The 26,317-nt window shown below is 73.1% G+C and carries 24 protein-coding genes; 9 read left to right on the top strand and 15 right to left on the bottom strand.

Going from position 1 to position 26,317, the window contains the following annotated elements:
* Nucleotides 1–80: 80 nt before the first annotated feature.
* The 3 genes from QOM21_RS23190 to QOM21_RS23180 form a co-directional block, all read right to left on the bottom strand.
* On the bottom strand, nucleotides 81–860 hold the full coding sequence (locus tag QOM21_RS23190; protein WP_393895378.1) for an HAD-IIA family hydrolase: 780 nt from the start codon (nucleotides 858–860) through the stop codon (nucleotides 81–83).
* 162 nt (nucleotides 861–1,022) lie between these two features.
* Nucleotides 1,023–2,072 carry a hypothetical protein gene (locus QOM21_RS23185; RefSeq protein WP_407552852.1) on the bottom strand — a complete coding sequence of 350 codons (1,050 nt, stop codon included), beginning with the start codon at nucleotides 2,070–2,072 and terminating at the stop codon, nucleotides 1,023–1,025.
* A gap of 221 nt (nucleotides 2,073–2,293) precedes the next feature.
* The gene (locus QOM21_RS23180; RefSeq protein WP_407552851.1) at nucleotides 2,294–3,475 is read right to left on the bottom strand and encodes an ROK family protein; all 1,182 of its coding nucleotides are present in this window, start codon (nucleotides 3,473–3,475) and stop codon (nucleotides 2,294–2,296) included.
* 56 nt (nucleotides 3,476–3,531) lie between these two features.
* On the opposite strand from QOM21_RS23180, the gene QOM21_RS23175 reads away from it, so the two are divergent.
* Both QOM21_RS23175 and QOM21_RS23170 read left to right on the top strand, forming a co-directional pair.
* A complete protein-coding gene (locus tag QOM21_RS23175) occupies nucleotides 3,532–4,644 on the top strand; it encodes a Gfo/Idh/MocA family oxidoreductase (RefSeq protein WP_407552849.1) in 1,113 nt (370 codons plus the stop codon).
* On the top strand, nucleotides 4,641–5,120 hold the full coding sequence (locus QOM21_RS23170) for a heme-degrading domain-containing protein (RefSeq protein WP_407552847.1): 480 nt from the start codon (nucleotides 4,641–4,643) through the stop codon (nucleotides 5,118–5,120). Before QOM21_RS23175 ends, QOM21_RS23170 begins: the two co-directional genes overlap by 4 nt.
* Before the next feature lie 64 nt (nucleotides 5,121–5,184).
* Here the strand turns inward: QOM21_RS23170 and QOM21_RS23165 are convergent, their stop codons facing one another.
* The 3 genes from QOM21_RS23165 to QOM21_RS23155 form a co-directional block, all read right to left on the bottom strand.
* A complete protein-coding gene (locus QOM21_RS23165) occupies nucleotides 5,185–6,042 on the bottom strand; it encodes a fumarylacetoacetate hydrolase family protein (RefSeq protein WP_407552845.1) in 858 nt (285 codons plus the stop codon).
* A gap of 139 nt (nucleotides 6,043–6,181) precedes the next feature.
* Nucleotides 6,182–7,147 (bottom strand): YidC/Oxa1 family membrane protein insertase, encoded by a 966-nt coding sequence (locus tag QOM21_RS23160; RefSeq protein ID WP_407552843.1) that lies wholly within the window; start codon nucleotides 7,145–7,147, stop codon nucleotides 6,182–6,184.
* A 139-nt stretch (nucleotides 7,148–7,286) separates the two neighbouring features.
* Nucleotides 7,287–7,634, bottom strand: a complete 348-nt coding sequence (locus QOM21_RS23155; protein WP_407552842.1) for a DUF6412 domain-containing protein — start codon at nucleotides 7,632–7,634, stop codon at nucleotides 7,287–7,289.
* A 210-nt stretch (nucleotides 7,635–7,844) separates the two neighbouring features.
* Here QOM21_RS23155 and QOM21_RS23150 point away from each other — a divergent pair, with 210 nt between their 5' ends.
* From QOM21_RS23150 to QOM21_RS23140, 3 genes are all read left to right on the top strand, one after another.
* Complete coding sequence (locus QOM21_RS23150) at nucleotides 7,845–9,740, top strand: AMP-dependent synthetase/ligase (protein ID WP_407552840.1); 1,896 nt, start codon at nucleotides 7,845–7,847, stop codon at nucleotides 9,738–9,740.
* Nucleotides 9,741–9,996: 256 nt separating this feature from the next.
* Complete coding sequence (locus tag QOM21_RS23145) at nucleotides 9,997–10,674, top strand: DUF4142 domain-containing protein (protein WP_407552838.1); 678 nt, start codon at nucleotides 9,997–9,999, stop codon at nucleotides 10,672–10,674.
* A gap of 44 nt (nucleotides 10,675–10,718) precedes the next feature.
* Complete coding sequence (locus tag QOM21_RS23140) at nucleotides 10,719–12,143, top strand: DUF1996 domain-containing protein (protein ID WP_407555769.1); 1,425 nt, start codon at nucleotides 10,719–10,721, stop codon at nucleotides 12,141–12,143.
* Between the two features lie 161 nt (nucleotides 12,144–12,304).
* On the opposite strand, the gene QOM21_RS23135 is transcribed toward QOM21_RS23140, so the two are convergent.
* Nucleotides 12,305–13,105 carry a PucR family transcriptional regulator gene (locus tag QOM21_RS23135; RefSeq protein WP_407552837.1) on the bottom strand — a complete coding sequence of 267 codons (801 nt, stop codon included), beginning with the start codon at nucleotides 13,103–13,105 and terminating at the stop codon, nucleotides 12,305–12,307.
* A gap of 578 nt (nucleotides 13,106–13,683) precedes the next feature.
* On the opposite strand from QOM21_RS23135, the gene QOM21_RS23130 reads away from it, so the two are divergent.
* The 3 genes from QOM21_RS23130 to QOM21_RS23120 all read left to right on the top strand — a co-directional run bounded on the left by QOM21_RS23130 (nucleotide 13,684) and on the right by QOM21_RS23120 (nucleotide 17,106).
* A complete protein-coding gene (locus tag QOM21_RS23130; protein ID WP_407552836.1) occupies nucleotides 13,684–14,427 on the top strand; it encodes a hypothetical protein in 744 nt (247 codons plus the stop codon).
* On the top strand, nucleotides 14,424–15,947 hold the full coding sequence (locus tag QOM21_RS23125) for an NADH-ubiquinone oxidoreductase-F iron-sulfur binding region domain-containing protein (RefSeq protein ID WP_407552834.1): 1,524 nt from the start codon (nucleotides 14,424–14,426) through the stop codon (nucleotides 15,945–15,947). The genes QOM21_RS23130 and QOM21_RS23125 overlap by 4 nt, the downstream gene beginning before the upstream one ends.
* 199 nt (nucleotides 15,948–16,146) lie before the next feature.
* A complete protein-coding gene (locus QOM21_RS23120) occupies nucleotides 16,147–17,106 on the top strand; it encodes an SCO0930 family lipoprotein (RefSeq protein WP_407552832.1) in 960 nt (319 codons plus the stop codon).
* On the opposite strand, the gene QOM21_RS23115 is transcribed toward QOM21_RS23120, so the two are convergent.
* The 4 genes from QOM21_RS23115 to QOM21_RS23100 form a co-directional block, all read right to left on the bottom strand.
* A complete protein-coding gene (locus tag QOM21_RS23115) occupies nucleotides 17,084–18,592 on the bottom strand; it encodes a sodium:solute symporter (protein ID WP_407552830.1) in 1,509 nt (502 codons plus the stop codon). The two genes, QOM21_RS23120 and QOM21_RS23115, sit on opposite strands and share 23 nt — an antisense overlap.
* Nucleotides 18,589–18,822: a DUF3311 domain-containing protein gene (locus QOM21_RS23110; RefSeq protein ID WP_407552828.1), complete on the bottom strand. Its 234-nt coding sequence runs from the start codon at nucleotides 18,820–18,822 to the stop codon at nucleotides 18,589–18,591. Before QOM21_RS23110 ends, QOM21_RS23115 begins: the two co-directional genes overlap by 4 nt.
* 39 nt (nucleotides 18,823–18,861) lie before the next feature.
* Nucleotides 18,862–19,665, bottom strand: coding sequence for a class E sortase (locus tag QOM21_RS23105; RefSeq protein WP_407552827.1), 804 nt, complete (start codon nucleotides 19,663–19,665; stop codon nucleotides 18,862–18,864).
* 98 nt (nucleotides 19,666–19,763) lie between these two features.
* Nucleotides 19,764–21,092: a DUF445 domain-containing protein gene (locus QOM21_RS23100; RefSeq protein WP_407552825.1), complete on the bottom strand. Its 1,329-nt coding sequence runs from the start codon at nucleotides 21,090–21,092 to the stop codon at nucleotides 19,764–19,766.
* A 316-nt stretch (nucleotides 21,093–21,408) separates the two neighbouring features.
* Here QOM21_RS23100 and QOM21_RS23095 point away from each other — a divergent pair, with 316 nt between their 5' ends.
* Nucleotides 21,409–22,716 (top strand): SGNH/GDSL hydrolase family protein, encoded by a 1,308-nt coding sequence (locus QOM21_RS23095; protein WP_407552823.1) that lies wholly within the window; start codon nucleotides 21,409–21,411, stop codon nucleotides 22,714–22,716.
* Between the two features lie 28 nt (nucleotides 22,717–22,744).
* On the opposite strand, the gene QOM21_RS23090 is transcribed toward QOM21_RS23095, so the two are convergent.
* From QOM21_RS23090 to QOM21_RS23075, 4 genes are all read right to left on the bottom strand, one after another.
* A complete protein-coding gene (locus QOM21_RS23090) occupies nucleotides 22,745–23,416 on the bottom strand; it encodes a DUF1707 domain-containing protein (protein WP_407552821.1) in 672 nt (223 codons plus the stop codon).
* A gap of 49 nt (nucleotides 23,417–23,465) precedes the next feature.
* Nucleotides 23,466–24,461: an ATP-binding cassette domain-containing protein gene (locus tag QOM21_RS23085; RefSeq protein ID WP_407555768.1), complete on the bottom strand. Its 996-nt coding sequence runs from the start codon at nucleotides 24,459–24,461 to the stop codon at nucleotides 23,466–23,468.
* 126 nt (nucleotides 24,462–24,587) lie between these two features.
* Nucleotides 24,588–25,352, bottom strand: coding sequence for an ABC transporter permease (locus tag QOM21_RS23080; protein WP_407555767.1), 765 nt, complete (start codon nucleotides 25,350–25,352; stop codon nucleotides 24,588–24,590).
* 91 nt (nucleotides 25,353–25,443) lie between these two features.
* Entirely contained in the window at nucleotides 25,444–26,241 is a 798-nt protein-coding gene (locus QOM21_RS23075; protein ID WP_407552819.1) for an ABC transporter permease, read from the bottom strand.
* Between the last annotated feature and the right edge of the window lie 76 nt (nucleotides 26,242–26,317).

Here is a 26,317-nt window from a genome sequence, read left to right as displayed (position 1 = left end):
CGCATCCGGTGCGGCCCGCCACTGCGCCGTTGTGGTGAAGGGTCCGGGCCGCGGCGGTCCGCCGGGGCCCGGACGGGGCGTCAGACGAGGTCGACGATGTCCGCGATGGAGTCGACGACGCGGGACGGCCTGAAGGGGTGCCGTTCGACGTCTTCGGGGCGGGTCAGTCCGGTGAGCACCAGGAAGGTCTCCATGCCCGCCTCCAGGCCCGCCAGCACGTCGGTGTCCATCCGGTCGCCGATCATGGCGGAGGTCTCGGAGTGGGCGCCGATGACGTTGAGTCCGTGGCGCATCATCAGCGGGTTGGGCTTGCCGACGAAGTACGGCTCGACGCCCGTCGCCTTGGTGATCAGGGCGGCGACCGAGCCGGTGGCGGGCAGCGCGCCCTGGGCCGAGGGGCCGGTCTCGTCGGGGTTGGTGGCGATGAAGCGGGCACCGGCGTTGATCAGCCGGATGGCCTTGGTGAGCGCCTCGAAGCTGTAGGTACGGGTCTCGCCGAGCACGACGTAGTCCGGCTCGTGGTCGGTCAGGACGTAGCCGATGTCGTGCAGGGCGGTGGTCAGACCCGCCTCGCCGATGACATACGCGGTGCCGCCGGGGCGCTGGTCGTCCAGGAACTGGGCGGTGGCCAGCGCGGAGGTCCAGATCGACTCCCACGGCACGTCCAGCCCGATCCGGGACAGCCGGGCGTGCAGATCGCGCGGGGTGTAGATGGAGTTGTTGGTCAGCACCAGAAAGGGCCGGCCCGATTCGCGCAGCCGCTTGATGAAGGCGTCCGCCCCGGGGACGGGGATGCCCTCGTGCATCAGGACGCCGTCCATGTCGGTGAGCCATGACTCGATCGGCTTGCGCTCTGCCACTGCCGGACTCCTGCCGTACGTGTTGACCAGGGCCGCCGTCCGTCCCGTACCGGGCGCGGGTCGCTCGGGGTGACCCGCTTCTCGTACGTACGGCCGACGCCCCCACCCTAAGTCAGCCGGTGCCGGGGGTACCCCGCCCGGCGAGGCGCAGCGCCGCGGGGGTCAACGCCGCAGGCGACGGGCCCACGCCAGCAGCACACCGCCGCTCAGGAGCAGGCCGGCGCCCAGCGCGCCGAAGCCGAAGACAGGGGCATGGCCGGTCGTGGCCAACTCCGAGGGCGGGGTGGGTTCGTGCGTTGCGGGAGTGGCGTCAGGGGACACCGAGGCTTGGGGCGGCAAGGACAGTGCGGGACGTGACGGGGCCAGGGGCGGCAGAGGCATCCCCGGCGCCGAGGAGGCAGAGGGGGCTGTGGGGGCGCCGGGGGTCGGGGCGTGCGAGGTGCCGCGCGGCCGGACGGCGAAGCGGTAGTCGTCGGACTGCCCGACCCATTCGCCGTCGCTGCCGCGGCGCTGCATGGTGGTGACCTTGGCGGTGAGGTCGCCCTGCGGGGTGTCCGGAGCGAAGCGCATCCGGACGGGCAGGGCCGTGGTGCCCTTCGCCGGTACGGTCACGCCGCGGCCCGCCGCCCGCTCCGCCGGGCTGCCGCCCGCACCGCCGTCGGCCCCCTTGCCGAACACGCCGACCTGTTCGTCGCGCTCGGTCGACTCGAACGGCACCGGACGCCAGCCGCCGCCCGCCGGGTCGCGGAACTCCAGGTGGATCTGACCGGAGCGCAGGCCCCTGTGCGCCGCGACGAGGACGACGACCGGGTGGACGTCCTCGCAGGCGGCGTCGGTGGTGTTGCGCAGCTCCAGCTTCCAGGTCTGCCAGCCGCCGCCGGCCGGGTAGGCGCGCTGTCCGCCGGCCACCCGGGAGTCGATGGGGAAGCGGGTGCTGTCGGGCCGCCCGCAGGAGACGGAGGGAACCGGGGCGTGGGCGGCGGCTGTCCGGGCGGACGTGTCGGCGGGCGTCGGGGCGTGGGCGGCGGCCGGCGCCGCGCCGAGCGTAGCGGCCGCACCGGCCAGCAGGGCGGCGAAGAGCCCGGCGGTGAGGACCCCGCGCGCGGGTCCGGCACCCCGGACGCCGCGGCGGCACCCGGAGCGCCCGGGGTGAGCGGTGCCTGTGCGGCGAACGGTGGCTACGGTGCGCGTGAGTGCGCCGGACGGATGCATCGCGGTCCTCCGCTGCTCGGTCGGCGGGCAAGGGGCGTCGGCGGGCCGCGGGCAAACGGCCCGCGAGCCCGGGCCGCTGGGCGGCACGACCCTTCAGGACCCTGCCACGCACGCCTCGCCCTGCCGGAAGGTCCGGCCCGTGTGCACCCGACCAGCCGCCGATTCCCCCCTTATCAGCTGACTTTCCGCTCATCGTGATTAGCCGCCGTACGGGGCCGGCCTCAGGAGGTCTCGCGGCGGGCCGCGAGTGCGGAGCCGAACGCCCCGAACAGCGGTGCGAGCACCAGTTGCGCCGCCCCGTCCGCCACCACCCGGGGGCCGCCCCGGGCCGGCGCCACCTCCACCGGCGGCCCGGCCCTGCCCCGCGTAACGGACTCGGCGGCGAGCACCCGGGCCACACCGCCGAGAAACTCCTCCGGGCTGCCCAGTACGGTGCGCCCGCCCAGCAGCACCCGGTCGATGTCCAGCAGCTCCACCAGGTTGGCCGCGCCGACGCCGAGCACCCGGGCGGCCTCCGCCAGATCGCCGCGTGCCACCGCCGCCAGGCAGAGCGCCTCGACGCAGCCGCGCCTGCCGCAGCCGCAGGGCGGCCCGTCCAACTGCAGGACCTGGTGGCCGAATTCGCCGGCGCCGGTGCGCGGGCCGCGGTGCAGGGCGCCGTCGAGCACCAGCCCGGCACCGAGCCCGGTGCCCAGGTGCAGATAGGCGAACGAGCCCCGGCGGGTGCCCTGGGCCAGGCCGAGGGCCGCCGCGTTGGTGTCCTTGTCGAGCACCACGGGGAGGCCGAGCCGGTCGGCGAGCGCGTCCCTGAGGGGGAAGCCCTCCAAGGCGGGCGCACCGGTGACGCGGCCCAGCACGCCGCGGGTGTGGTCCAGCGGCCCGGGGCAGGCCACGCCGGCGCCCAGCACCGGGGGCCCGCCGGCCGCCGCGCGCAGCGCTGTGACCTCGCGTTCCGCGGTGGCCAGTACCTCCGCGGCACCGGCCTCGAAGGCGAGCGGCGCGCGGCGGACGGCCACCGCGTCGCCGGCGAGGTCGGCCAGCACCGCGGTGAGTTCGTCGCGGTCCAGGTGCAGCCCGACGGCGTGCCGGGCGCCGGGGACCAGTCGCAGGACGGTGCGGGGCTTGCCGCCCGTCGAGGCGCGGCGGCCGGCCTCGGCGGCGAGCCCGTCGGCGCGCAGCCGGGCGGTGATCTTGCTGACGGCCTGCGGGGTCAGCCCGGTGTGCTCGGCGAGCTCCAGCCTGCTGACCCCGCTCTCGCCGGCCGCGCGCAGCAGGCCGAGCACCAGCGCGGCGTTGTGGCCGCGCAGTGCGGGGAGGTTGGCGCCGGGGTTGCCCGACGGCGGGTCCGAACGGTTCGGCCCCGCCGTAGGGGCGGCGCGGTGAGCGGGATCGTTGCTGGTCACCCACCCATTGTCCGCATCGCTTGCACTTTGGCAACAGCGTTGCTTAAGTGGGAGCCATGAGCGACTCCACCGGCACCCGCGCCCCCCACGCCCCGCTCCGCGTCGGCCTCCTCGGCTACGGCCTGGCGGGCTCGGTCTTCCACGCCCCGATGATCGCCGCCACCGACGGCCTGGTCCTCGACACCGTCTCGACCGCGAACCCCGAGCGGCAGGCGCAGGCCCGCGCCGAGCACCCGCAGGTGCGCACGGCCGACACCCCGGAGGCCGTCCTCGACCGCGCCGCGGACCTCGATCTGATCGTGCTGGCCACGCCCAACAAGACGCATGTGCCGCTCGCCACCGCCGCGCTGGAAGCCGGTCTGCCGGTGGTCGTCGACAAGCCGCTCGCCGCCACCGCGGCCGAGGCCGAGAAGCTCGCCGCCCTCGCCGACGACCGCGGCCTGCTGCTCTCCGTCTTCCAGAACCGCCGCTGGGACAACGACTTCCGCACGGTGCGCAAGCTGATCGAGGACGGCGCGCTGGGCGAGGTACAGCGCTTCGAGTCGCGCTTCGAGCGCTGGCGGCCGCAGCCCAAGGGCGGCTGGCGCGAGTCCGGCGACCCGGCGGAGATCGGCGGGCTGCTCTACGACCTCGGCAGCCACCTCGCCGACCAGGCGCTGGCCCTCTTCGGCCCGGTCGTCTCCGTCTACGCCGAGTCCGACGTCCGCCGCCCGGGCGCCGCCGCCGACGACGACACCTTTATCGCCCTCACCCACGCGAACGGGGTCCGCTCCCACCTGTGGATGAGCGCCACCACCGCGCAACTCGGGCCGCGCTTCCGGGTGCTGGGCAGCTCGGCCGGCTATGTGAAGTACGGCCTCGACCCGCAGGAAGCGGCTCTGCGCGAGGGCCTGCGGCCGGGCAAGGACCGCGCCGACTGGGGCGTGGAGCCGGAGTCCGGCTGGGGCCGGCTCGGCTCCGGCGAGTCGCCGCTGACCGGTGGCGGCGAGCCGGTGCCGACCCTCCCGGGCGACTACCCCGCGTACTACGCCGCCGTCGAGCGGGCGTTGCGCGAGGGCGGGCAGCCGCCGGTGACGGCCACCGAGGCCGCGGCCGCGCTGCGCGTCCTGGAGGCCGCCAAGCTCTCGGCGGCCGAAGGCCGTACGGTCCGGATCGAGGCCGCGGCATGAGCGCCGGCGGCGGGACGGGCGGTGAACTCGCCGCACTGGCCGCCCAGGAGGAGCGGCTGGTCTTCGACGCGTTCGGCCACGACGACGCCTGGCGGCTGGGCTCACTGCTGGTGGAACTGGCGCGCGAGCGCGGCGCCGCGGTGACGGTCGAGATCCGGCGCGGCGCGCAGCAGCTCTTCCACTTCGCTCTGGAGGGCACCTCCGCGGACAACGACGCCTGGCTCGCGCGCAAGTGCGCCGTCGTCGAGCGCTACGCGGAGTCCTCCTTCCGCGTCGGCGCCCGTTTCCGCGCCAAGGGGAGCACCTTCGAGGAGTCCTCGCGGCTGGATCCGGACCGCTACGCCGCGCACGGCGGCGCCTTCCCGATCCGGCTGCGCGGCACGGGCGTGGTCGGGGCGGTCGCGGTGTCGGGACTCCCCCAGGCCGAGGACCACGCACTCGTGGTCGAGGCCCTGGAGCGCTTCCTGACCGGCTGAGCTGTCGGCGAAACGCGTACGGCCGGCGGCCCGTGAGGGTCCGCCGGCCGTATCGCAGAGCAGGTCAGGCGTCCTTGAGCTCCTGGCGCTGACGGCCGAGACCGTCGATCTCCAGCTCCACGACATCGCCGGCCCGGAGGTAGGGCTTCGGCTCCGGCTGGCCCATGGCCACACCGGCCGGGGTGCCGGTGTTGATGACATCGCCCGGGTAGAGGGTCATGAACTGGCTGACGTAGCGGACGACTTCGGCCACCGGGAAGATCTGCTCGGCGGTCGTGCCGTCCTGCTTGAGTTCACCGTTGACCCACAGCCGTACGCCGAGCGCCTGCGGATCGGGCACCTCGTCGGCGGTCACCAGCCACGGGCCCAGCGGGTTGAACGTCTCGCAGTTCTTGCCCTTGTCCCACTGGCCGCCGCGCTCGATCTGGAAGGCGCGCTCGGAGACGTCGTGGGCGACCGTGTAGCCGGCGACGGCCGCCAGGGCCTGCTCATCGCTCTCCAGGTAGCGGGCCGTACGGCCGATGACGACCGCCAGCTCCACCTCCCAGTCGGTCTTCACACTGCCGCGGGGCACCAGCACGGTGTCGTCGGGGCCGACGACCGTGTCCGGGGCCTTCATGAAGATGATCGGCTCCTCGGGGGTCGCGGCCCCCGTCTCCCGGGCGTGATCGTGGTAGTTCAGCCCGATGCACACGACCTTGCCGATCCTGGCCACCGGCGGGCCCACCCGCAGCCCCGCCGCGTCGAGTGCGGGCAGCTCGCCGGAGGCGGCGGCAGCGCGGAGGGACGCCAGTGCCTCGTCGTTGGCGAGCAGGTCTCCGTCGATGTCCGGCGCGTGGCCCGACAGGTCCCGCAGGACCCCCGTCTCGTCGAGCAGCGCCGGGCGTTCCGCCCCCACCGTTCCGACACGCAGCAGCTTCATCGGTACAACTCCCGTGGTCGAAGGGTCGGCCCTGGAAGGGGTCTTCCGGGCCGGCCGATGGGGGACGGCCATCGAGCGATTTGGCTGATCGTCCAAGAACGGGGTCCACTCCGCAAGACCCCGTTCACGGACTGGACCGTTACTGAGCGGTAGTAACGACCTCTCCCTCCGGCCCCGTTCCGCGGGCGGGACCGGGGCGGGAGGCCGCGGATCCTGCTCCGGCCTGCCCCGTACGCGCCCTCGCCCGGGCCGCACGCTGCCGCGCCGCCCGGGTCTTCGGCGCACGCTGCCGTGCGGCGCGCGGCTGTGCCTTCTCCTTCTCCGCGCCGGCGGCCGGTGCCGGCTCGGCGCCCGGTGCCGTCCCGGCCTCCGTCTCCGCTTCCGGCGTGCTCCGGCCGCGGTCGCGGTGCAGCAGGGCCCGCTCGCAGGCCGTCCAGGTCGTCGTCGTGACCATGTACAGGCCGGCGGCCAGCGGGACCACCGCCACGGTGATCAGCGTGCCGAAGGACAGCAGCGGCATCAGCTTCGCCATCCCGGCCATCCCGGGCACCGCGGCACCGCCGGCGGCCGGCTGCGGGGCCGCGGCCATGGAGGCCCGTGCGCGCCGGTAGTTCCAGGTGGCGACCGCCGCGATCAGGGCGAACAGCGCGAGATAGACCAGGCCGTGCGGGCCGAACACCCCGCCGTCGGCGAGGGCCTCGCTCCAGTGGCCGCCGAGCGGGGCGCCCAGCAGGGTGTGGTCGAGCAGCCCGCCGCCGCCGGTGGAGAAGAGGTGGTACATGACGAAGAAGACCGGCAGCTGGATCAGCGTCGGCAGGCAGCCTGCCAGGGGCGAGGAACCGGTCTCTGCATAGAGGCCGGCCATCGCCTCCTTCAGCCGCTCGGGGTGGTCCTTGTGCTTGCGCTGCAGTGCGGCGAGTTGCGGGGCGAGCGCGGTGCGCGCCTTCTCACCGCGGGCCGCGGCGCGGGCGAGCGGGTGCAGCGCGGCGCGGACGATGAGGGTGAACAGGACGATGGCGACGGCCGTCGCCGCGGTGCCGAACAGCGGGTCGATCGCCGCGGCGCCGCGCGCCAGCGCATCGCCGAGAAAGCCGAAAACGGACATGGATGAGCCCTCCACGGGTCTCGTCGTGCCGGAAAGCGGATCCCTGCCAGAGCAGGGGAATTCGGCGTGACGAGCCGCATGGGCGCAGCGGGACAACGGGATTCGCCGGGAGGGCGAGGTGCAGCGGTGCCGGAAGCGCCTACGCGGCCGTCAGGAGGGGACGGCCCGGTGCTCGCGGACGCGGCCGGCCGGCGGCGTCCGGGTCCCGTTGCGGGAGGAAGGCGGTGCGCCGTTCGCGGTCGCGGATGGCGGTGCGGATCCGGCCCGGTGGCACCGGCCGGGCGTAGGCCGCGATCAGGAAGGCGCGGCACACCAGCACGACCGCCGCGGTGGTCGCGGCGGCGGTGAGCGAGCCGGCCAGGCCGCTCTGGGCGAGCAGCAGACCGGCGAGCACACCGGCGAGGAGGACGAAGAGCGCGGAGGTGTGGCGGATGCCGGTGGACGCCCTCCGGACCCGGCCGGGGAAGGAAGCGGCGATGCGGTGCATCCGGCGTCCTCCTTCCGTCTGGCGTCGAGCGTCCCGCGCGGACATGCGGTGGCGCGTCCGTCGCGATCATCTCGCGGCGGTCCGCGCCCAAGACTTGTCGTCTTCCGCTCAAGAGTAGCCGCACGCCTGGGCAGAGTGCTGACCTGCCGGTAACTTGCCCTCCCTGCCGCCGGGGCGGCGGCGGATCAGGGGGAACACCTAGGAGGTGCTGTGCGCGATTTCAGCGTCCCGGCCCTGGCGGCTCCGCTGCGCAGCGGAGGTCTCGCCGATTCCGTCTTCGACACCGCCGAAAGGCACCCGGACCTCGCCCAGCTCGCCCGCCGGGACCCGGCCGCTCCCGGCACCTGGCGGGAGGTGTCCGCGGCGGAGTTCCGCGACGAGGTCCTGGCCCTGGCCAGGGGGCTGCTGGCCGAGGGCATCCGGCCCGGGACCCGGGTCGCGGTGATGTCCAGGACCCGCTACGAGTGGACGCTCTTCAGCTACGCGGTATGGGCGATCGGCGCGCAGCTCGTGCCGGTGTACCCGACCGCGTCCGCCGAGCAGCTGCGCTGCATCCTCTCCGGTGCGCGGGTGGCCGCGATCGTCGTGGAGAACGAGGCGCACGCCATGACCGTGGCGGCGGCCTGCGACGAGGGCACGGGGCTGCGGCGCATCTGGCAGCTGGACCGGGACTGCGTGCGCCGGCTGGGCGAGGAGGGCACCCGGCTGACGGACGCGGATGTCCACCGGCTGCGGCGTACGGTCACTCCGCAGTCGGTCGCCGCGATCGTCCACACCTCGGGCACCACCGGCCACCCCCGCGGCTGCATGATCACGCATGCCAATCTCGCCGCCGAGTGCGACACCATCTGCACCGGCTGGGGCGATCTGCTCGCCCGGCCCGGGGAGCGGCCTTCGCTGCTCGCCTTCCTGCCCCTGGCGCACGTCTACGGCCTGATGGTGCAGGTGGCCTGCCTGCGGGGCGGAGTGCTGCTCGGCCACCAGCCGGACCTGTCGGCACGCCAGCTGCTCCCGGCCCTCGCGTCTTTCCGGCCGACGTTCCTCTTCGGGGTGCCCTACCTCTTCGAGAAGATCTGCGACCAGGCCCGCCGGGCGGCCGAAGAGACCGGCAGAAGGCGGCTGTTCGACACCGCGATGGCGGTGGCGGTGCGCCACGCGGAGGCCGTCGCGGACCGGACCCACCGCTCCGGACGCGGCCCCGACCCCTTTCTGCGGGCCCGGCACGCGGTCTACGACCGGCTGGTGTACTCCCGTATCCGCGAGCTGCTGGGCGGCCGGGTGCGTACCGCGATCTCCGGCGGCTCGCCGCTGCGCCGGGAGCTGGGGCTGCTCTACGCGGGCGCCGGGATCACCGTCTACGACGGCTACGGCCTGACGGAGACGACCGGCGCCATCACCGCGCAGCCGCCGGGCCGGGTGCGGTTCGGGACGGTGGGGCGGCCGCTGCCGGGCAGCGCGGTGCATCTGGCGCTGGACGGCGAGGTGTGGGTGCGGGGCGCCGTCGTCTTCGCGGGCTATCTCGACGACCGGGACGCCCCGGGCAGCGGGCTCTACGACGGCTGGCTGCCGACCGGCGACCTCGGGCACCTGGACGAGGACGGCTACCTCGTCATCACCGGCCGCAAGAAGGACGTCATCATCACCAGCAGCGGCAAGAGCGTGGCCCCGCAGGCCCTGGAACAGCGGCTGCAGGCCCATCCGCTGATCTCGCAGTGTGTGGTGGTCGGCGACAACCGGCCCTATGTGACGGCGCTGATCACGCTGGATCCGGAGTCGCTGGAGCACTGGCGCCGGCTGCGCGACGGGCAGGGGCCCGAGCATCCGGAGCTGTCCCCGCAGGAGCAGGTGCGGGCGGAGGTGTGGCGGGCGGTGGACCGGGCGAACTCCTCGGTGTCGCGGGCCGAGTCGATCCGCGCGTTCCACATCCTGCCGGGCGAGTTCAGCCAGGAGGCCGGGCTGCTGACGCCGTCGCTGAAGCTGCGGCGGGCCGCGATCGTGCGCGCCTACGCGGCGGAGATCGACGCCCTGTACGCGCCGGAGCGGCGCGAGGTCCGTCCGTCGCGCGGGCACCGTCGCAGGCCGGCGGCGGGCCACGCCGCGCGCTGAGCGCACGCGGGACCAGGGCACTTCCGACGTGCGGGGCCGCCCGTGCGACCGTCCGGGCCCGCTCGCGGCACCGTAGCAGTGCCGCGGCGGGCCCGGCCGTTATTTGTCCAGGGGTGAGGACCCGGGGCCGCGGGCGCTTCGCGGCCCTTAGCGTCCGGTGACATTCCCGTGGGCGGCCGTCGGCCGGCCCACCGGGAGGAACCCAGTGGGACGAAAACCGGGAGGCCGTGTGCGGTCGATCGTCATCAACTCCGCAATGTCCGGACGCACCATCGCGACCGGACTGGTGGTCTGCGCGCTCGTGGCCACGCTCGCGGCGCTGCTGCTGCCCGTGCAGCTGTTCGGGGAGAACGCTTCGGCCCAGAGTGCCCCGGCGTTCGACGACGACGGCGGCGGCACCGTGTCCACCCGGTACGGCCCGCTGACCGCGATGGACCGCGACTTCGTGCGCAAGGTCCGACTGGCCGGGCTCTGGGAACTGCCCGCCGGCCGGCAGGCCCAGGAGCGCGGCAGGAGCAAGGCGGTGAAGACCGCGGGCAACCATCTCGTCGCGGGTCACACCGAGTTGGACCGGCGGGCGATCGAGGCCGGCCGGGCGCTGGGCATCCAGCTCTCCAACCAGCCCAGCGATCAGCAGCAGGGCTGGCTGGCCCAGCTCGACGCCGCGCAGGGCGCCGCCTTCGACCCGCTGTTCGCCCAGCTGCTGCGCAGGGCGCACGGCAAGGTCTTCGGCTTGGTGGCGCTCGTAAGGGCGAACAGCGGCAACACGATGGTGCGGAGTCTGGCGTCCCGGACCAACTCCGTCGTCCTGGACCACATCACGGTCCTGGAGAAGACCGGGTTCGTCGATTTCGGCAACCTCGGCGCCCCCGCGCCCGGCAGGCGCGCCGGATCGACGACATCTCACATCGGACGAAGCGAAGTGATCTCATGAGGCAGAAACAGCAGGCTCATAAACGCTCGCGGTTGACGAACAGAATGCTGGTCGCCGCGGCCGCCCTCCTGCTGGGCGGCGGCGGACTCGCGGTGGTCGCCACGACCGCGCTGGCCGGCAACTCCGGTCCCGACGCGACGACGGACCAGCAGGGCACCACGGCGGCGACCACCGTGAAATGTCCCGATGTGGGCGACCGGCTGCGGGAGGTGCCGCGCGGCGCCCAACTGCAGGTCTCCAAGGGGCTCGCCGCACTGGACGCCCAGGTGGCCGACGCCTATCAGCGGATGACCGAGGGCGGCGGCAGCACCGTCCTGAGCGACCTGAAGCAGAAGCGGCAGCGGACCCTCGGGACGATGGCCGACGCGATCGACCGGTCGGCGAAGCGGCCGGACTACCTGCTGCGCATGAGCGGCTGCAGCTACCAGCCCACCGGCGAGGAGGGGGCGGCCGACCAGGACTCCGCGAAGTCCTACCAGAGCGGCCAGTACCCGAACAGCGATCAGGACCAGCAGCAGGATCAACAACAGGACCAGGGACAGGAGCAGGACGGACAGCAGGGCGACGGCGGGCAGGGGCAGGTGGGCGGCCCCTCCCCGGAGGACTTCGTCGACATCACCTCCGTCCAGCCCAACGCCGGCGGGCCGCCGTTCGCGGCCCCGCAGGGCGACGGCGCCTCCACCGGCACCTTCGTCACCGAGTGCGGACGCAACGAGGAGGGACACTTCAACTCCGACAACGTCATCGTCACGCCGGGCGTGAGCAACGGTGCGCACCACGTCCACGACTACGTGGGCAACGTCTCCACCGACGCCTTCTCCGACGACCGCAAGCTCTCCGAGTCGGACACCACCTGCAACAACGGCGACCAGTCCACCCACTACTGGCCGGTGCTGCGCAAGCTGGACGGCACGTCGGTGCACGAGCCGGGAGCCGGGCACGACGGCAATGTCGGCTCGGTGCTCCAACCGGCCTCGGTGACGCTGCAGTTCCGCGGCAGCCAGCAGGGCCAGGTCCAGGCGATGCCGCGCTTCCTGCGGATCATCACCGGTGACGCGAAGGCGTTCACCAACGGCACGGACAACGCCAACGCCTCCTGGAGCTGCGAGGGCTTCGAGGACCGGCAGCTGAAGGACAAGTACCCGATCTGCCCCGACGGCGCGAACGTCGTACGGACCTTCGCCTTCCAGAACTGCTGGGACGGCCGCAGCACCGACAGCGCCAACCACCGTACGCATGTGACGTTCTCGGACCAGAACGGCGCCTGCCCCAACGGGTTCACGGCGATACCGCAGCTGGTGCAGCGGATCACCTACGACGTCCCGCAGGGCAACAGCTTCGCGGTGGACAGCTTCCCCGAGCAGCTGCACAAACCGGTGACCGACCACGGTGACTTCATCAACGTCATGCCGGACGACCTGATGAGCAAGGCGGTCAACTGCATCAACAGCGGCCGCAACTGCACCTGACGGCCCGGCACACCGACGCGGCGGCCCCGAACCGGGATTCGGGGCCGCCGCTCCGTGCTGTACGGGCTGTTCCGGCTGTTCCGGCCGAGCCGGTCGAGCTGGGCCGGGCGGACAGCTGCCGTACGGGGGCCGGCGGAAGGCAGCGCCTTCCGCCGGCTCTCTCAGAGCCCGTTGACGCGCGCTTCCCGGGCCATGCCGAGCGGACGGATGGCGGAGGTGACGCCCCGCGCCCGGCGGCCGGCCCGTGCCCGGAAGCTGCGCACATGCGCCATCAGGCGGCGGCTGCGCAGTGCCATCTCCAGCTCGAAGCGGGTGCGCGGGTCACGCAGCGCCGGGCCGAAGAGCTTCTCGATCTGCCGCAGGCGGTAGCGCACCGTCTGCGGGTGCACATGCAGCAGTTTCGCGGCCTCCGGCGCACCACCGCCCTCCAGCCAGGCCAGCAGCGTCACTTCGAGGCGCTCGCTCTGCCGGGGCGTCAACTCGTCCAGCGGGCCGAGCCAGCGGGCGGTGAGCGCGTCGGCGAGGGACTCGTCCTGGAGGAGCAGCAACGCCGAGAGGTGGTCGTCGACGAACGCCGGGCGCACTTCGGGGCCGACGCGGCTGGGCGCCAGCGTCAGCAGATAGCGGCCCCAACGCAGCGACGAGGCGGCCTCGGTGGCGGACACGACGTGTCCCACCGCGGCCGCCCGGCCCTTGAGCGCCGCCTCCAGCCGGGCCCTGGTCTGGGTGGCCGGGTCGGGGACGAACAGGCACGTGTCGCCGTCGACGGTGCCGATGAGCGCATGGCCCAGTGCGGCGGCGAGTTGGGGCGCCTCGGCGGGGGTACCGAGGACCACGGCCTGGAGGGTGTCGGGGATCGGCCAGCCGGCCGCACGGGCCAGTTCGGCCAGTCCACCCTCGGGGACGTCGCGTCGTCCGGCGAGCGCGTCGAAAAGGTCCTGGCGGGCCCTTGCGACGGGCATCGGCGTGACCACGGACGATACGGCCGGCCGTTTACTTTCCGATGTTGTTTGATAACCAAGGCATGTCAGCAGGGCCTGTTCAAGGGCCCATTGTGCCTCTTCCACGGGTGTATCCCCGAGAAGTGCGGACAATGCGGGAAATCCGCGTTGCAACTCCGCGACCACCTTCTCTGCGAGGCCCGGAAGTTCCTTTCTTACTATCCGGTTCCACTCGCCTCGGGGACGCGACCCGATGCGGTTCAGGAGATCACACATCGCTACCTCGATCCTGGCGGGGATGCGGCTGGGACAGGGCTGGATACCGCCCTGGCGCTGAGTCGGCATCATCCGGAGTCTCCCTGCGCGACCGCGACGCCGGTGCAGGAATTTGTCACAGCGCGATAAACCTTACGAAATCTCGAACGTGTTCGTAGATGCTTTTGCACATCCGGATTACGGCCGTGTGTATCCACTTGGTGACAGAATGTTGACTGTTACCGGGGGTCACCCGAACAAATGCCCCGGCGCAAATACCACCGCCGGGAGATTTCATCGAAATTCGGATCCCGCACCCGTGCCCTCCACCCCCGGGAGGATCGATGTCCGCACCCAGATTGCAGAGCCGCCACGCACACCGCGCCCGGCCCTCGCCCCCACCGCCCCGCCCCCGGCGACCACCCAACGAACCCGGCACGCCCCCGACCCGGCCGGGCGGCGGCGCGTCAACGGCTTTACTGCGACCGGCACTTCCCGCCGCGCTGCTGCTCTTCCTCGCCGTCACCCTGCACTCCGGTGCGATGAACACCGCAGTGCAGTTCCTGGACTTCGGCGCCGGCGTACTCGCCCTGGTCTCCCTGTCGGTCACGGTGCTCTGGGGACTCGCAGCCACCGACCGGATGGTGCTGCACTCCGGACACCGGCTGCTCGCGCAGGCGGTGCACCGGGGCACGGCCATGGCCGGACTCGGCTTCCTCGGCCTGCACATCTGGGTCAAGGTCGCCCAGGGACACACCGGCGCCCTCTCCGTCGCGGTGCCCTTCACCGACGGCGCGCGGCCGTTCCTCATCGGCCTCGGCACCCTCGCCACGTACATCTTCGTGGCCGTCGCGGTGACCGGCGCGGTGCGCGGCGCGTTCACCGGCCACACCGCCTCCCGCTGGTGGCGCGCCCTGCACATGAGCGCCTATGCCGCCTGGGCACTGGCCCTGGTGCACGGGCTGAAGTCCGGCCGGGAGGCCGCTGGTTGGGCGACCGCGGGCTACGCGATCTGCCTCGTGGGGGTGGCCGTACGGCTCGCCCTGCGGCTGCGCGGCCCGGGCCGCATTCCCGGAGGGCGCCCGTGACCGCCCCCGCCCCCACCCGTCCGCTGCCGGCCGTCCCCGGAGCGGACCCCGTACCCACCCTGGCCTCGCTGGGCCCGCCGCGGCTGCTGGCCGGCCTCGACGAGATGCCACGGCTGGACCGGGTGGCACATCTGGCCCGGCACGGTACTCCGCCCCAGCTGAACCGGGAGGAGCTGATCGCGCTGGCCGAGGACACCGATCTGCGCGGCCGCGGAGGCGCGGGCTTCCCCTTCGCCCGCAAGCTGAAAGCCGTCCTGGACGGCATCCGCCGCTCGGACGGCAAGGCCGCCGTGGTCGTCAACGGCAGCGAGGGGGAACCCAGTTGCCTCAAGGACACCGCGCTGCTGCTGCACGTGCCGCATCTGGTGCTCGACGGCGCCCTGCTGGCGGCCGACGCGATCGGCGCGCAGGAGGTCGCGATCGGCGTGACCCGCCGGGACGTGGAGCACTCGGTACGTCGCGCCATCGACGAACGCGGGCCGGTGCGCCCGGCCCTGCGGGTGACGCTGCTGACCGAACGGTTCGTCACCGGCGAGGGCACCGCGCTGACCAACGGGCTCAACGGCGGACCCGGCCTGCCCTCCGGCCGCAAGGTCCGCTCCAGCGAACGCGGCCTGAACGGCGTGCCGACGCTGCTGTCCAACACCGAGACGTACGCCCAACTCGCCCTGGCGGCACGGCTGGGCGCACTCGGCTACCGCACCACCGGCCTGCCCGCCGAGCCCGGCACGCTGCTGCTGACCGTCTCCGGCCACCAGGTCGTCGAGGTCCCCTACGGCATTCCCCTCGCCCGGGTCCTCGCGCTCTGCGGATCGGGGCCGGGCCAGGGCGTCATGCTGGGCGGCTACCACGGCACCTGGCTGTCCCCCGAGGACGCCCGTACCGCGACGCTGTCCCGTGACGCACTGGCCGACCACGGCGCCGTACTCGGGGCCGGGGCGGTGCTTCCACTGCCCGACGACACCTGCCCGGCGGGCGAGACGGTGCGCGTCGCGCGCTGGATGGCCGCCGAGTCCGCGGGCCAGTGCGGCCCGTGCGTACTGGGCCTGCCCGCCCTCGCCGACGCCCTCGCGCACGCCGTCCGGGGCGGCGGTGACACCGCCATGGACGCGGTCCGCGCCCGGATGGGCGCGGTGCGCGGCAGGGGCGCCTGCAGCCACCCGGACGGCACCGCCCGCTTCGTGGCCTCGGCTCTCGCCGCCTTCCCCGACGAGTTCGAGCGCCACGCACGGGGGTTCGGGTGCGGCCGCCCGGTGACCGGGGCCCTGCCGGTCACCGGGCACCAGGCACCGCCACCCGTCAAGCCTCCGGCGCCGCCACAGGAGCGGCTGCTGGTCGACTGGACGCTCTGCCGCGGCCACGGCCTCTGCGCGGACGTGGTGCCCGGCATCGTGCGGCTCGGCCCGGACGGCTACCCCGAGGAGGCCAGCATGCCGATGCCGGCCCGGATGCGGCGCCGCGCCCAGCTCGCGGTACGCCGCTGCCCTGCCCTCGCCCTGCGCATCCAGGGCGCCAACTGACAGAGCCGGCCGGGTTTTTGGCCGCCGGGGAAAATCTGCGCGCGGATTGAACGGGGGCACCCCGCACCGCGTAATCCCCGGCAACACACCCGGCCGGCACCCGGACGCAAGCACCGGCCCGCCACCGAGCAGCACCGGCCGGGAACCGGACAGCGGACCGGACCCACCACCGGACAGCCAACCGACTCAAGGAGACATCATGAGCACTCGACGTCGTGTGGGACTCGCGGCCGCGGCCGTCGCCGCCCTGGCGCTGACCGCCGGCTGCGGCAGCAGTGGCAACCAGGGGGCCACCACCCCCACCACCGACACCGTGCAGCCCGCGGGCCAGGGCACCAGCGACTACGGCTCCTCCGGCGGCGCGGGCGACGGCGGCGCGTACGGCCAGGCCGGCGGCGACGAGGGCAAGGAGGCGGCCGCCGGGCCCAGCGCGGGCAAGCTCGCCCTGCGCCAGGCCGACGCGCTCGGCCCGATCGTCACCGACGCCAAGGGCATGACGCTCTACCGCTTCGACAAGGACACCCCGAAACCGCCCAAGTCCAACTGCTCGGGCTCCTGCGCGACCACCTGGCCGCCGGTCCCCGCCGACGGCGCCGAGGCACCCGCGGGCATCGACAAGAGCGCGCTCGGCTCGGTGGCCCGCGCCGACGGCACCAAGCAGCTCACCATCGGCGGCTGGCCCGCCTACCGCTACGCGAAGGACACCAAGGCCGGCGACACCAAGGGCCAGGGCGTCGGCGGCACCTGGAACGCCCTGGCGGCGGACGGCAAGAAGGCGGGCGCCCAGGAGCCCGCCGACGTGTCCGTCTTCCCCCACCCCGACCTCGGCGAGATCCTCGTCGACGGCAAGGGCCGGACCCTGTACCGCTTCAACAAGGACAGTGCCTGGCCGATGAAGTTCGCCTGCAACGACGCCTGCCTGGAGACCTGGAAGCCCGCCAAGCCCGCCGACCGCTCGAAGCTCACCGGGATCCCCGAGGAACTGATCACCACCGTCACCCGCCCGGACGGCATCCGGCAGCTGGCCGTCGACTGCTGGCCGGTCTACTGGTTCACCGGCGACAAGCAGCCCGGTGACATCAACGGCCAGGGCAAGGACGGCCTGTGGTTCGCGGTCTCCAAGGAGGGCAAGAAGATCACGTCGACGCCGGAGCGCTGACCGCGCCCTCCCGGGGGAACTCGTCGTCCAGCGCGAGCACCTCCGCGTCCGGCCGCTCATCCGTGGCACGCGGCCCCAGCCAGGTGACCGCGAGCGCCACGACCAGATTCACCGCGAGCGCCACGATTCCCGCGTTGAGTCCCCACACCGGGTCGTGACCGCCGAACACCAGCACACAGACGAGCGCGAAGCCCGCCACGAGGCCGCTCACCGCGGCGTGCAGCGTCAGCCGCCGCCACACCAACCCCAGCAGCAGCATCGGCACGAGCTGTGCCATGCCCTCGTACGAGATCAGCGACAGCCGGACGAGGGTGTTGGGGGCGGTGTAGGTCAGCAGCAGCGCCAGCGCACCCGCGGCGACCACCACCAGTTGTGACCAGAGCTTCTGACGGTGGGCCAGGCGGGGCACCGCGCCCAGCACGCTCCTCCCCCACATCGTGCCGATGACCAGCATGAAGACGGCCATCGGCACGATGGAGGAGAGCGCGGCGGCCACCCCGGTCACCCCCACGGCCCAGGCCGGCAGGGAGTCCACCACCAGCTTGAACAGCGCCAGATTGGAGTCCGCGCCCACCAGCCCCGGCACCACGAACAGCGCGGCCAGGCCCAGCAGCATCGGGACGAACAACAGCACGTTGTAGAAGGGGAGGTACATGGCGTTGCGGCGGAGCGCGTCGGCGTTGCGGGCACCGAGGTAGCCCGCCACCGTGGTCGGGAAGATCACCACGGTGAGGGAGTTGACGAGGGTGGTGGTGATGAACCAGGTCTGTCCGAGCCCGCCCGACGCGTGGCCGGGGAACGTCAGCCACTGCGGCTTCTCCGCCACGACGCGGTCCAGGAAGGGCCCGTAGCCGTCGAAGTAGTGCAGCGGTACGTAGATCGCGAGGAAGGCGAGGGTGGCGATGACGAGGATGTCCTTGAGGACCGAGACCCACGCGCTGCCGCGCAGCCCGCTGACCACGACGAAGCCGGTGGTGACCGCGAAACCGATGAAGTAGGCCCAGTTGAGGCTGATGGCTCCGTAGGAAATGGTCGAGACGACCACGCCCATGCCGGTGATCTGCAGCTGGATGTAGGGCAGCAGGCAGACGGTGGCGAGGACGGCGACCGCGGCGCCGAGCCAGGGCCGTCCGTAGCGGTGCGCCACCATGTCGGTGATGCCGACCAGACCGTGCCGGCGGGCGTAGGCCCACAGCATCGGGCCGACGACGTACCCGATCGCATAGCCGCAGGACATGTAGGCCAGGACATAGAGCACCGGGGCACCGAAGTTGTAGCCCCAGCCGGCCGCGCCGAGGTAGCTGAAGCTCGTATAGCTCTCGCCGGCCATCAGCACCCAGATGAAGACGGTGCCCAGGCTGCGGCCGCCCACCGACCACTCCGTGAGACCGCCGCCGGAGCCCCGGCCGCGCACCGCGAGCAGGCCGAGCGCCACGGTCAGCACCATGAAGACGCCGAAGACGGAGGTGGAGATCGCGGCGTTCACGCGCGGCCCCGCTTGAGGTCGGCGCGCCGCGCCAGCCACACCGAGACCGGGGTGAGCAGGGTGGCCACCAGCATCCAGAAGAACAGCAGCGGCAGGCCGAGCACGGTCGGCGTCACCCGGTTCACCAGCGGCAGTACCGCCAGGAAAAGCACATAGGGCACAAGCAGCCACAGCAGCGCGGGGCGCTTTCGGGAGCCCGGGGTTCGCCCGCCGGGGAACTGGTTTCGCACGGGTCGAGAGCCTAGATGAGCGTCCTCGGACGCACTCGCCTAGGGGACGCCGGTGGCTTCTGTGTTCGATTGCGTCGACCGCAACACCGCCCAGACGACCAGCCGGTAGGCGGAGCTGTACTCCGGCGTGCAGGTGGTCAGCGTCAGATACGCACCCGGCGCATTGAAGCGGTACCCGGGATGCACGCTGCTGTACGGCACGTCCGCGAGGACCGTGCCGTCCCGGGGAGTGGTCCGGGGCAGGATCTTGCGGACCACATAGGTGTGGCGGGCCTCGGCGGTGTCCAGGCGCACGGTGTCCCCCGGGCGCAGCCGGTCGAGCCGGCGGAACGGCTCACCGTGGGTGTTGCGGTGCCCGGCCAGCGCGACATTGCCGGCGCCGCCCGGCTGTGCCGTCTGCGGATAGTGCCCCACGTAGCCCCTGTTGAGGACCGCGGCCTTGCCGACGCCCTGCGCGACGGGCGCGGTGACGCCGATCCGCGGGATGCGCAGCACCGCGTACGCCAGGTCCGGCTGCGGCCCGGTCCCGGTGCGGGCGGGACCGCCGCGGGGGGCGCCGTCCGGGGCGGCGCTCGCGTCGTCCCGCTGCTCGGAGCCGCCTTCGTCGGGCGGCCGGACGGCGGGCTGCCGCGGTGCCGTCTCCCACTGACGCTCCAGCCGGGCGACCCGGTCGCGTGCGTCACCCTGCGCCTGACGGTTGGTCCACCACAGCTGATGGACGACGAGCAACAGCAGCACCGCCCCGAACGTCACGGTCAGCTCGGCGCCGGCCCACAGGGCGCGCGCCACGGGCCGGCGGCGGGTGCGCCGCCCCTGCACGACTACCGGTATCCGCTCCCGCACGCGGGCACCGTAAGCCCTGCGGGCGCAGGTCGCCAGAGGCAGCGGCGCCCCGGCGTCACCGGACGGGCGGGCCCGCCCGGTCACCGGCGCCGGCACGGTCAGCCGCCGAACGCCCGGGAGACGGAGTAGATGCACAGGCCGGCCAGCGCGCCCACGACCGTGCCGTTGATGCGGATGAACTGCAGGTCCCGGCCGATGTGCGCCTCGATCTTCTTCGAGGTGTGGGTGGCGTCCCAGCCGGCGACGGTGTCGGTGATCAGGGAGGTGATCTCGCCCTGATATGTCGTCACCACATAGACGGCCGCGCCCTCCAGCCAGCCGTCCACCTTGCGCTGCAGCCGGTCGTCGACCGCCAGCCGCTGCCCCAGGGAGAGCAGCGCCGCCCGTACCCGCAGCCGTAGTTCGCTGTGCTCGTCCTCGGCGGCGGCCACGATCATGGCCCGCACCGAGCCCCACGCGGAGGCGATCAGGTCCTGCACCTCGCCGCGCCCCAGCACCTCCGACTTCAGCCGCTCCACCTTCTGCCGCGTCTCGGGGTCGCTCTGCAGATCGTCCGCGAAGTCGGTCAGGAAACGGTCCACCGCGCCGCGCGCCGGATGCTCGGGCATGTCCCGCATCTCCGTGACGAACCGCAGCAGTTCCTTGTAGACCCGGTCGCCGACCCTGCGGTCGACGAACCGCGGCGTCCATCCCGGCGCGCCGCCGGAGACGGCCGCCATGACGGAGTCGCCGTGCTCGACCAGCCAGTCGTGGGCGCGGCCGCACACCAGGTCCACCACCCGCCGGTGGCCGCCCTCGGCCACCACCCTCCCCAGCATCGCGCCGATGCCCGGCGCGATCTCCTGCGCGTCCGCCCGCCGGGTGATCGCCTCGCCGACGACCGCCTGCACATCGGAGTCCCGCAGGACGGTCAGCGCACCGCGCAGCGCGGTGGAGAGCTCCGCGGTCACCCGGTCGGCGTTCCCGGGGTCGGCGAGCCAGCCGCCGAGCCGGGCGCTGATGCCGACCTTCCGCAGCCGGCTGCGCACGACATCACTCGACAGAAAGTTCTCCCCGACGAAATCGCCGAGACTCTGACCCAGTTGATCCTTTTTGGTAGGAATGATGGCAGTGTGCGGGATCGGCAGCCCCAGGGGCCGCTTGAAGAGTGCGGTCACGGCGAACCAGTCGGCCAGCGCACCGACCATGCCGGCTTCCGCGGCCGCCGCGACATAGCCGGTCCAGCCGCCCGCCCCGGAGGATCCCGCCCATTTCGCCAGTACGTAGACCAGCGCCACCGCCAGCAGCAGGCCGGTGGCGAACGTCTTCATCCGCCGTACGCCGCGCCGCTTCTCCGCGTCGGCGGCGCTGTAGCCGAACCCGCCACCCGGCGCGCCCCGGCCCGCCGAGGGCGCGTCCGGCGCTCGATCCGCATTCGTTCGTTGCATCCGCTCCACCGTTCCCACCGAGCCCCGCCATCCCTGCGGCCGTACCCTGTCCCGCACGGCCGGCCCGCGGGGCGGTCCGATCCGACCGTCCGCCGGCCGCCGGTTCAGCCGTATGTCCAACTGTGACCTACTCCCGGAACGAACCACGAGTTCCCCGCGTCCACGTCATGGGGGACATCGCCAGGGCGCCGGGCGGCCTCCCGAAGGCCCGTGGGATCATGGAGAACCGATCGGACCGCAACGGTGCCGCTGATCATTCGCTGCCCTTGCCCACCCGGAGCGCGCCGCTCCGCTTTCCCCAGGAGACCTCTCCCGCATGAACAAAAGTGTGGGTTACGCCCTGCTCGCCGGCCTGGCGGCAGTGGTCGTACTGATCTCGACCGCGATATTCGTCGGCTTCGGCGGCGACGACGGCGGCCTGGGCACCCCGCGCAAGCCGCGTGACCCGGCGAAGCCCGCGGTCTCCGGACAGTGGGTCGGCACCTGGGCGGCGTCCGCGGCCGCCGCGGAGCCCGGCACCCTGGACGGGTACGCGGGCATGTCGATACGGAACGTCGTGCACACCAGCGTCGGCGGCTCCAGCGCGCGCATCCAGCTCTCCAACCTCTACGGCACGCGCCCGCTGCCGGTCAGTCATGCCTCGCTGGCGCTGGCCGCCACGCCGAGCAACCCGACCGCCGCCGCCGGCACCATGCGCCGGCTGACCTTCGGCGGGCGGCCCGCCGTGAGCATCCCCGCGGGCGGCGCGGTCACCAGCGACCCCGTGCGCCTCGACGTGCCGCACGACGCCGATCTCCTGGTCACCACCTACTCCCCCTCCCCCTCCGGCCCCGCGACCTATCACCCGTATGCCCGTCAGACCTCTTACCTGGCACGCGGGGACCGCACCGAGGACGCCACCGGCGCCGCGTACACCGAGCAGAGCCCGTACTGGCGCTATCTGACCGGCGTGGACGTCTGGAGCACCGAGGCGCGCGGCACGGTCGTCGCCATCGGCGACTCCATCACCGACGGCATCACCTCCACCGCCGGCGCCAACCACCGCTGGACCGACTTCCTCGCGGCCCGGCTGCGCAACGAACCCGGCGCCCCCCGCTACGGCGTCCTCAACCAGGGCATCAGCGGCAACCGGCTGCTCGTCAACGGCAGCCGCTTCTCGCCCAACAACGGCCCCAGCGTGCTGTCCCGCCTGGAGCGCGACGCGCTCTCGCGCACCGACGTGAAGGCGGTCGTCGTCGAGATCGGCCTCAACGACCTGTTCAAGTCACCGCGCCAGCTCGACCCGAAGAAGATCGTCGCCGGCATGCGGCAGATCGTCCGCCAGGCGCACCAGCAGGGCCTGCGGGTGACCGGCAGCACCCTGACCCCGTTCGGCGGGCACCGCGGGTACTCCAACCTGCTGAATTCCGTCCGCGAGCAGGTCAACCGCATCATCCGCTCCGGCACGGTCTACGACGAGGTGGTGGACTTCGACAAGGTGCTGCGCGACCCGGCGGCACCCGTACGGCTGCGCCCCGTCTACGACTCGGGCGACCATCTGCACCCCAGCGACGAGGGCTACCGGGCGATGGCGAACGCCCTCGACCTCGACCACCTCAAGCGGTCCGCGCCCGCCTCGCTCTGAGCGGGCCGGGCGTGGATGCCCCGCCGCGTCAGCCCAGTTCCTTGCGCTGACCGCGCTCGTCCCGGAGGCGGCGCGCGTCGGCCTTGCGCGCCTTGCGCTCGATGCCGACGCCGCCCATCAGCGCCAGCCCCCTGACGATCACCCGGGGCGCGCCGGGGTCGCCGGGCACCCCGTCCTCGCCCGGGTCGAATCCGCCCATGATGCCCAGGCCCCGGACGTCGACCTCGACGCCCGGCGGGACCACCAGCTGCACCCCGCCCATGACGGCATAGCAGTCGATGACGATCTCCGGTCCGGCGAAGTCGGCCTCCCGCAGATCGATCTCACCGCCGCCCATGCAGCAGACCGCCGTGAAGCGGCGCCCGATCGTCCACCGCCCCTTGCGCTGGAAGCCGCCGAGGATGCCCACGCCGGTCGTGGAACCCCGCGCGCCGCTCACGATCCGCCCGGCCCAGGACCTCGCTGCGCCTTCCTTGCGCAGCGAGAGGGGCCCCGGAGCCGTCGGTGCGCTCGCGTCGGCCGGCAGATCCGCGGTGATCGGCTCCAATTCGCCGTACGTACGCGCCGCGTACGTCGCCTCCAGCCGCTCCTGGAACTCCTCCATCGCCAGCCGGCCCTCGGCGACGGCATCGCGCAGGATCTCCGCCACCCGCTCACGGTCGGTGTCGGAAGCACGCAACTCGGGGCGTCTGTCAGTCATACGAACAGGTTAGGTCGTCTCCGGCGGTCCCGGGCGGATCCATGACAGCTCATCGCACACCGGGTCGCGCGCCGGGCACGGCAGGCGCCCCGGCCGGCCCGCCCTTCGCGTACAGCCGCGCGATGACGTCCTCGATGTCCGGCTCCCGCACCGAGAGGTCCACCAGCGGATAGCGCTCGGCGACGGCCGCCACCAGCGGCGCCGCGCTCTGCGCCGCGGGAAACGCCAGCCACTGCCGCGGCCCGTCCACCTTGACCGTACGGGCCCCCGGTACGCCCTGGATCGGCGGCAGCTCCCGCTCCAGGTCCACCACCAGCGTGCGCTCCCCCTCCCCGGCCGCCCGCAGGCCGGCGAGCCCGCCGTCGTAGACCAGCCGGCCGTGGTCGATGACCATCACCCGACGGCACAGCTGCTCGATGTCGGTCAGGTCGTGCGTGGTCAGCAGGACCGTGGTGCCGCGCTCGGCATTGACCTCCCGCAGGAAGGAGCGCACCTTCGCCTTGCTGATCACATCGAGGCCGATCGTCGGCTCGTCGAGGTAGAGCACCTCGGGCTCGTGCAGCAGCGCCGCCGCGATGTCGCCGCGCATCCGCTGCCCCAGCGACAGCTGACGCACCGGCACCTCCAGCAGCGGTCCCAGGTCGAGCAGTTCCACACACCGCGCCAGCTGGCTGCGGTAGGCGGCGGGCGGGATGCGGTACATCCGCCGCACCAGTTCGTAGGAGTCCTTCAGCGGCAGGTCCCACCACAGGGTGGTGCGCTGCCCGAAGACCACCCCGATCCGCCGGGCGAGGCGGGTCCGCTCGCGCGCGGGGTCGATGCCGGCCACCCGCAGCCGGCCGCCGCTGGGCACCAGAATGCCCGTCAGCATCTTGATGGTGGTGGACTTCCCGGCGCCGTTCGGCCCGATGTAGCCCACCATCTCCCCGCGCGGCACCTGGAAGGTGATGCCGTCCACGGCCCGCACCTCGTGCTTGACGCGCCGCAGCCGGCCCGCCTTGCGCCGCACCGAGAACACCTTCTCGATGCCCTCCACCTCGATCAGCCGCTCCGCCGCCGTACCGCTCACCACATGCCTCCCGCTGTCCGCCCTCGCTGTGCCGTGCCGTTCCCGGGCCCGCTCCGTCCCGCTGCCGCGCCGGGCCGGGCACGGGCTCTGCCGGCCCGGCCGTCAGCTCCCCGTACTGCGGTACGCCCGCAGCCCGTACCGCCACGCCACCCCGACGCCCGCCCACATCACCATGGCCACCACCGGCCCCAGGAAGTCCACCCAGCCCGGCAGCCCCAGCGGATCCGGATGCCCCAGCAGGCGCAGCGCGGGCAGCCAGTTCACGAAGGCCAGCGGAATGACGAAGGTGACCCCGCGCACCAGGTCCTTGGCGAAGACCGTCGGCGGGTACTGCAGCATGGCGTTGCCGCCGTAGGTGAAGGAGTTCTGCACCTCGGCGGCGTCCTGCGCCCAGAACTGGAAGGACGCCCCGGCGGTGAACACCGCCGCGAAGATGGCCGCGCCGCACACCACCATCAGCGGCACCATCAGCACCCGGCCCGCCGTCCACGACACGTCGAGCGCCGCCAGCGACCAGCCGAGGACCAGCAGCGCCTGGGTGATCCGGCCCAGCCTGCGCAGCGCGAAGCGGTCCGCGGCGACCTGCGCGAAGACCGGTACGGGGCGCAGCAGCATGACGTCGAGCGTGCCGTCCCGGATGCGGCCGCCGATCCGGTCCATGCTGCCCAGCAGCAGATCGGCCAGGCCCAGGGACGCACTGGACGTGCCGTAGAGGAAGGCCACTTCGGGGAGGCCGAAGCCACCGAGCGCGTCGATCTGCGAGAACATGAGCATGATCGCGACGAAATCCAGGCCGCTGGCAGCGAAGTTGCCGACCGCCATCATCACGAACGACGCCCGGTAGGCGAGAGTGGAGCGCACCCACATCCGCACCAGCAGCCCGTACGCGCGCACCCCCGCCGCCCATGGCACCGCCGCCGCCCTGTCGGCGGTCACCGGCCCTTCCGCCTTCGAGGCGTCAGCCACCGTGCACCACCACCTTGCGGGTGGCGGCACGTTGCACCAGCCGGCCCAGCGCCAGCAGCGCCACGCCCCAGGCCGTCTGGAAGGCCAGGCCCTCGGCCAGCGCCCCACCGGTGCGCGCGCCGAGCAGCACATCCGCCGGCACCTGGAGCACCGCGGCCCACGGCAGCAGCTGGGCGACCTCGCCGAAGCCACCGGGGAACACCCGCAGCGGCAGCACAAGGCCCGAGAAGAACATGCAGGCCAGGCCGCTGATCATGGCCAGGCCCGCGCCGTCGAGCAGCCAGAAGGACGCCAGCGCGACGAGATAGCGCAACGCGAAGCTGACCACCACCGCGAGCGCCACCGAGAACAGGAAGCAGCACCAGGTCAACACCTCGCCCGGCAGCGCCAGTTCGAAGCACAGCGCGCCCACCGCCAGCGGCACCGCCCCGCGCCCGATCAGCTGCAGCGCGGCCCGGCCGAGATCCCCGGCCAGCCACCACAGCTGCAGATCGGCCGGCCGGTAGAGGTCCACCGCGATGTCGCCGCTGCGGATCCGCTCCTGGAGCTCGTCCAGTCCCCCGCCGGAGAGCAGCGCGACCGCCGCGAGCAGCGCCTGCCCCACCCACACGAAGGTCAGCGCCTGCGCCTGGTCGTAGCCGCCCAGGTGCGGCCGCTCGGCCCACAGGGCGAGGTAGGCGTAGGCGACGATGAAACCGAAGACGGTGTTGGTGAAGACGCCCGCCGCGGTGGCCATCCGGTAGGTGGCGTACCGCCGGAAGCTGCCGGCCGCCACGGCCACACACCACATGCCCGCGTCCCCCCGGCCCCGTCGTCGTCACCTGGCAAAACACCGGAGCTTAGCCCCGCCCCCGGGGACCGCACCA

It is taken from the genome of Streptomyces sp. Pv4-95 (assembly GCF_045782725.1).
In the GTDB taxonomy this organism is placed as follows: domain Bacteria; phylum Actinomycetota; class Actinomycetes; order Streptomycetales; family Streptomycetaceae; genus Streptomyces.
This window is presented reverse-complemented; position numbering and strand designations above follow the sequence as displayed.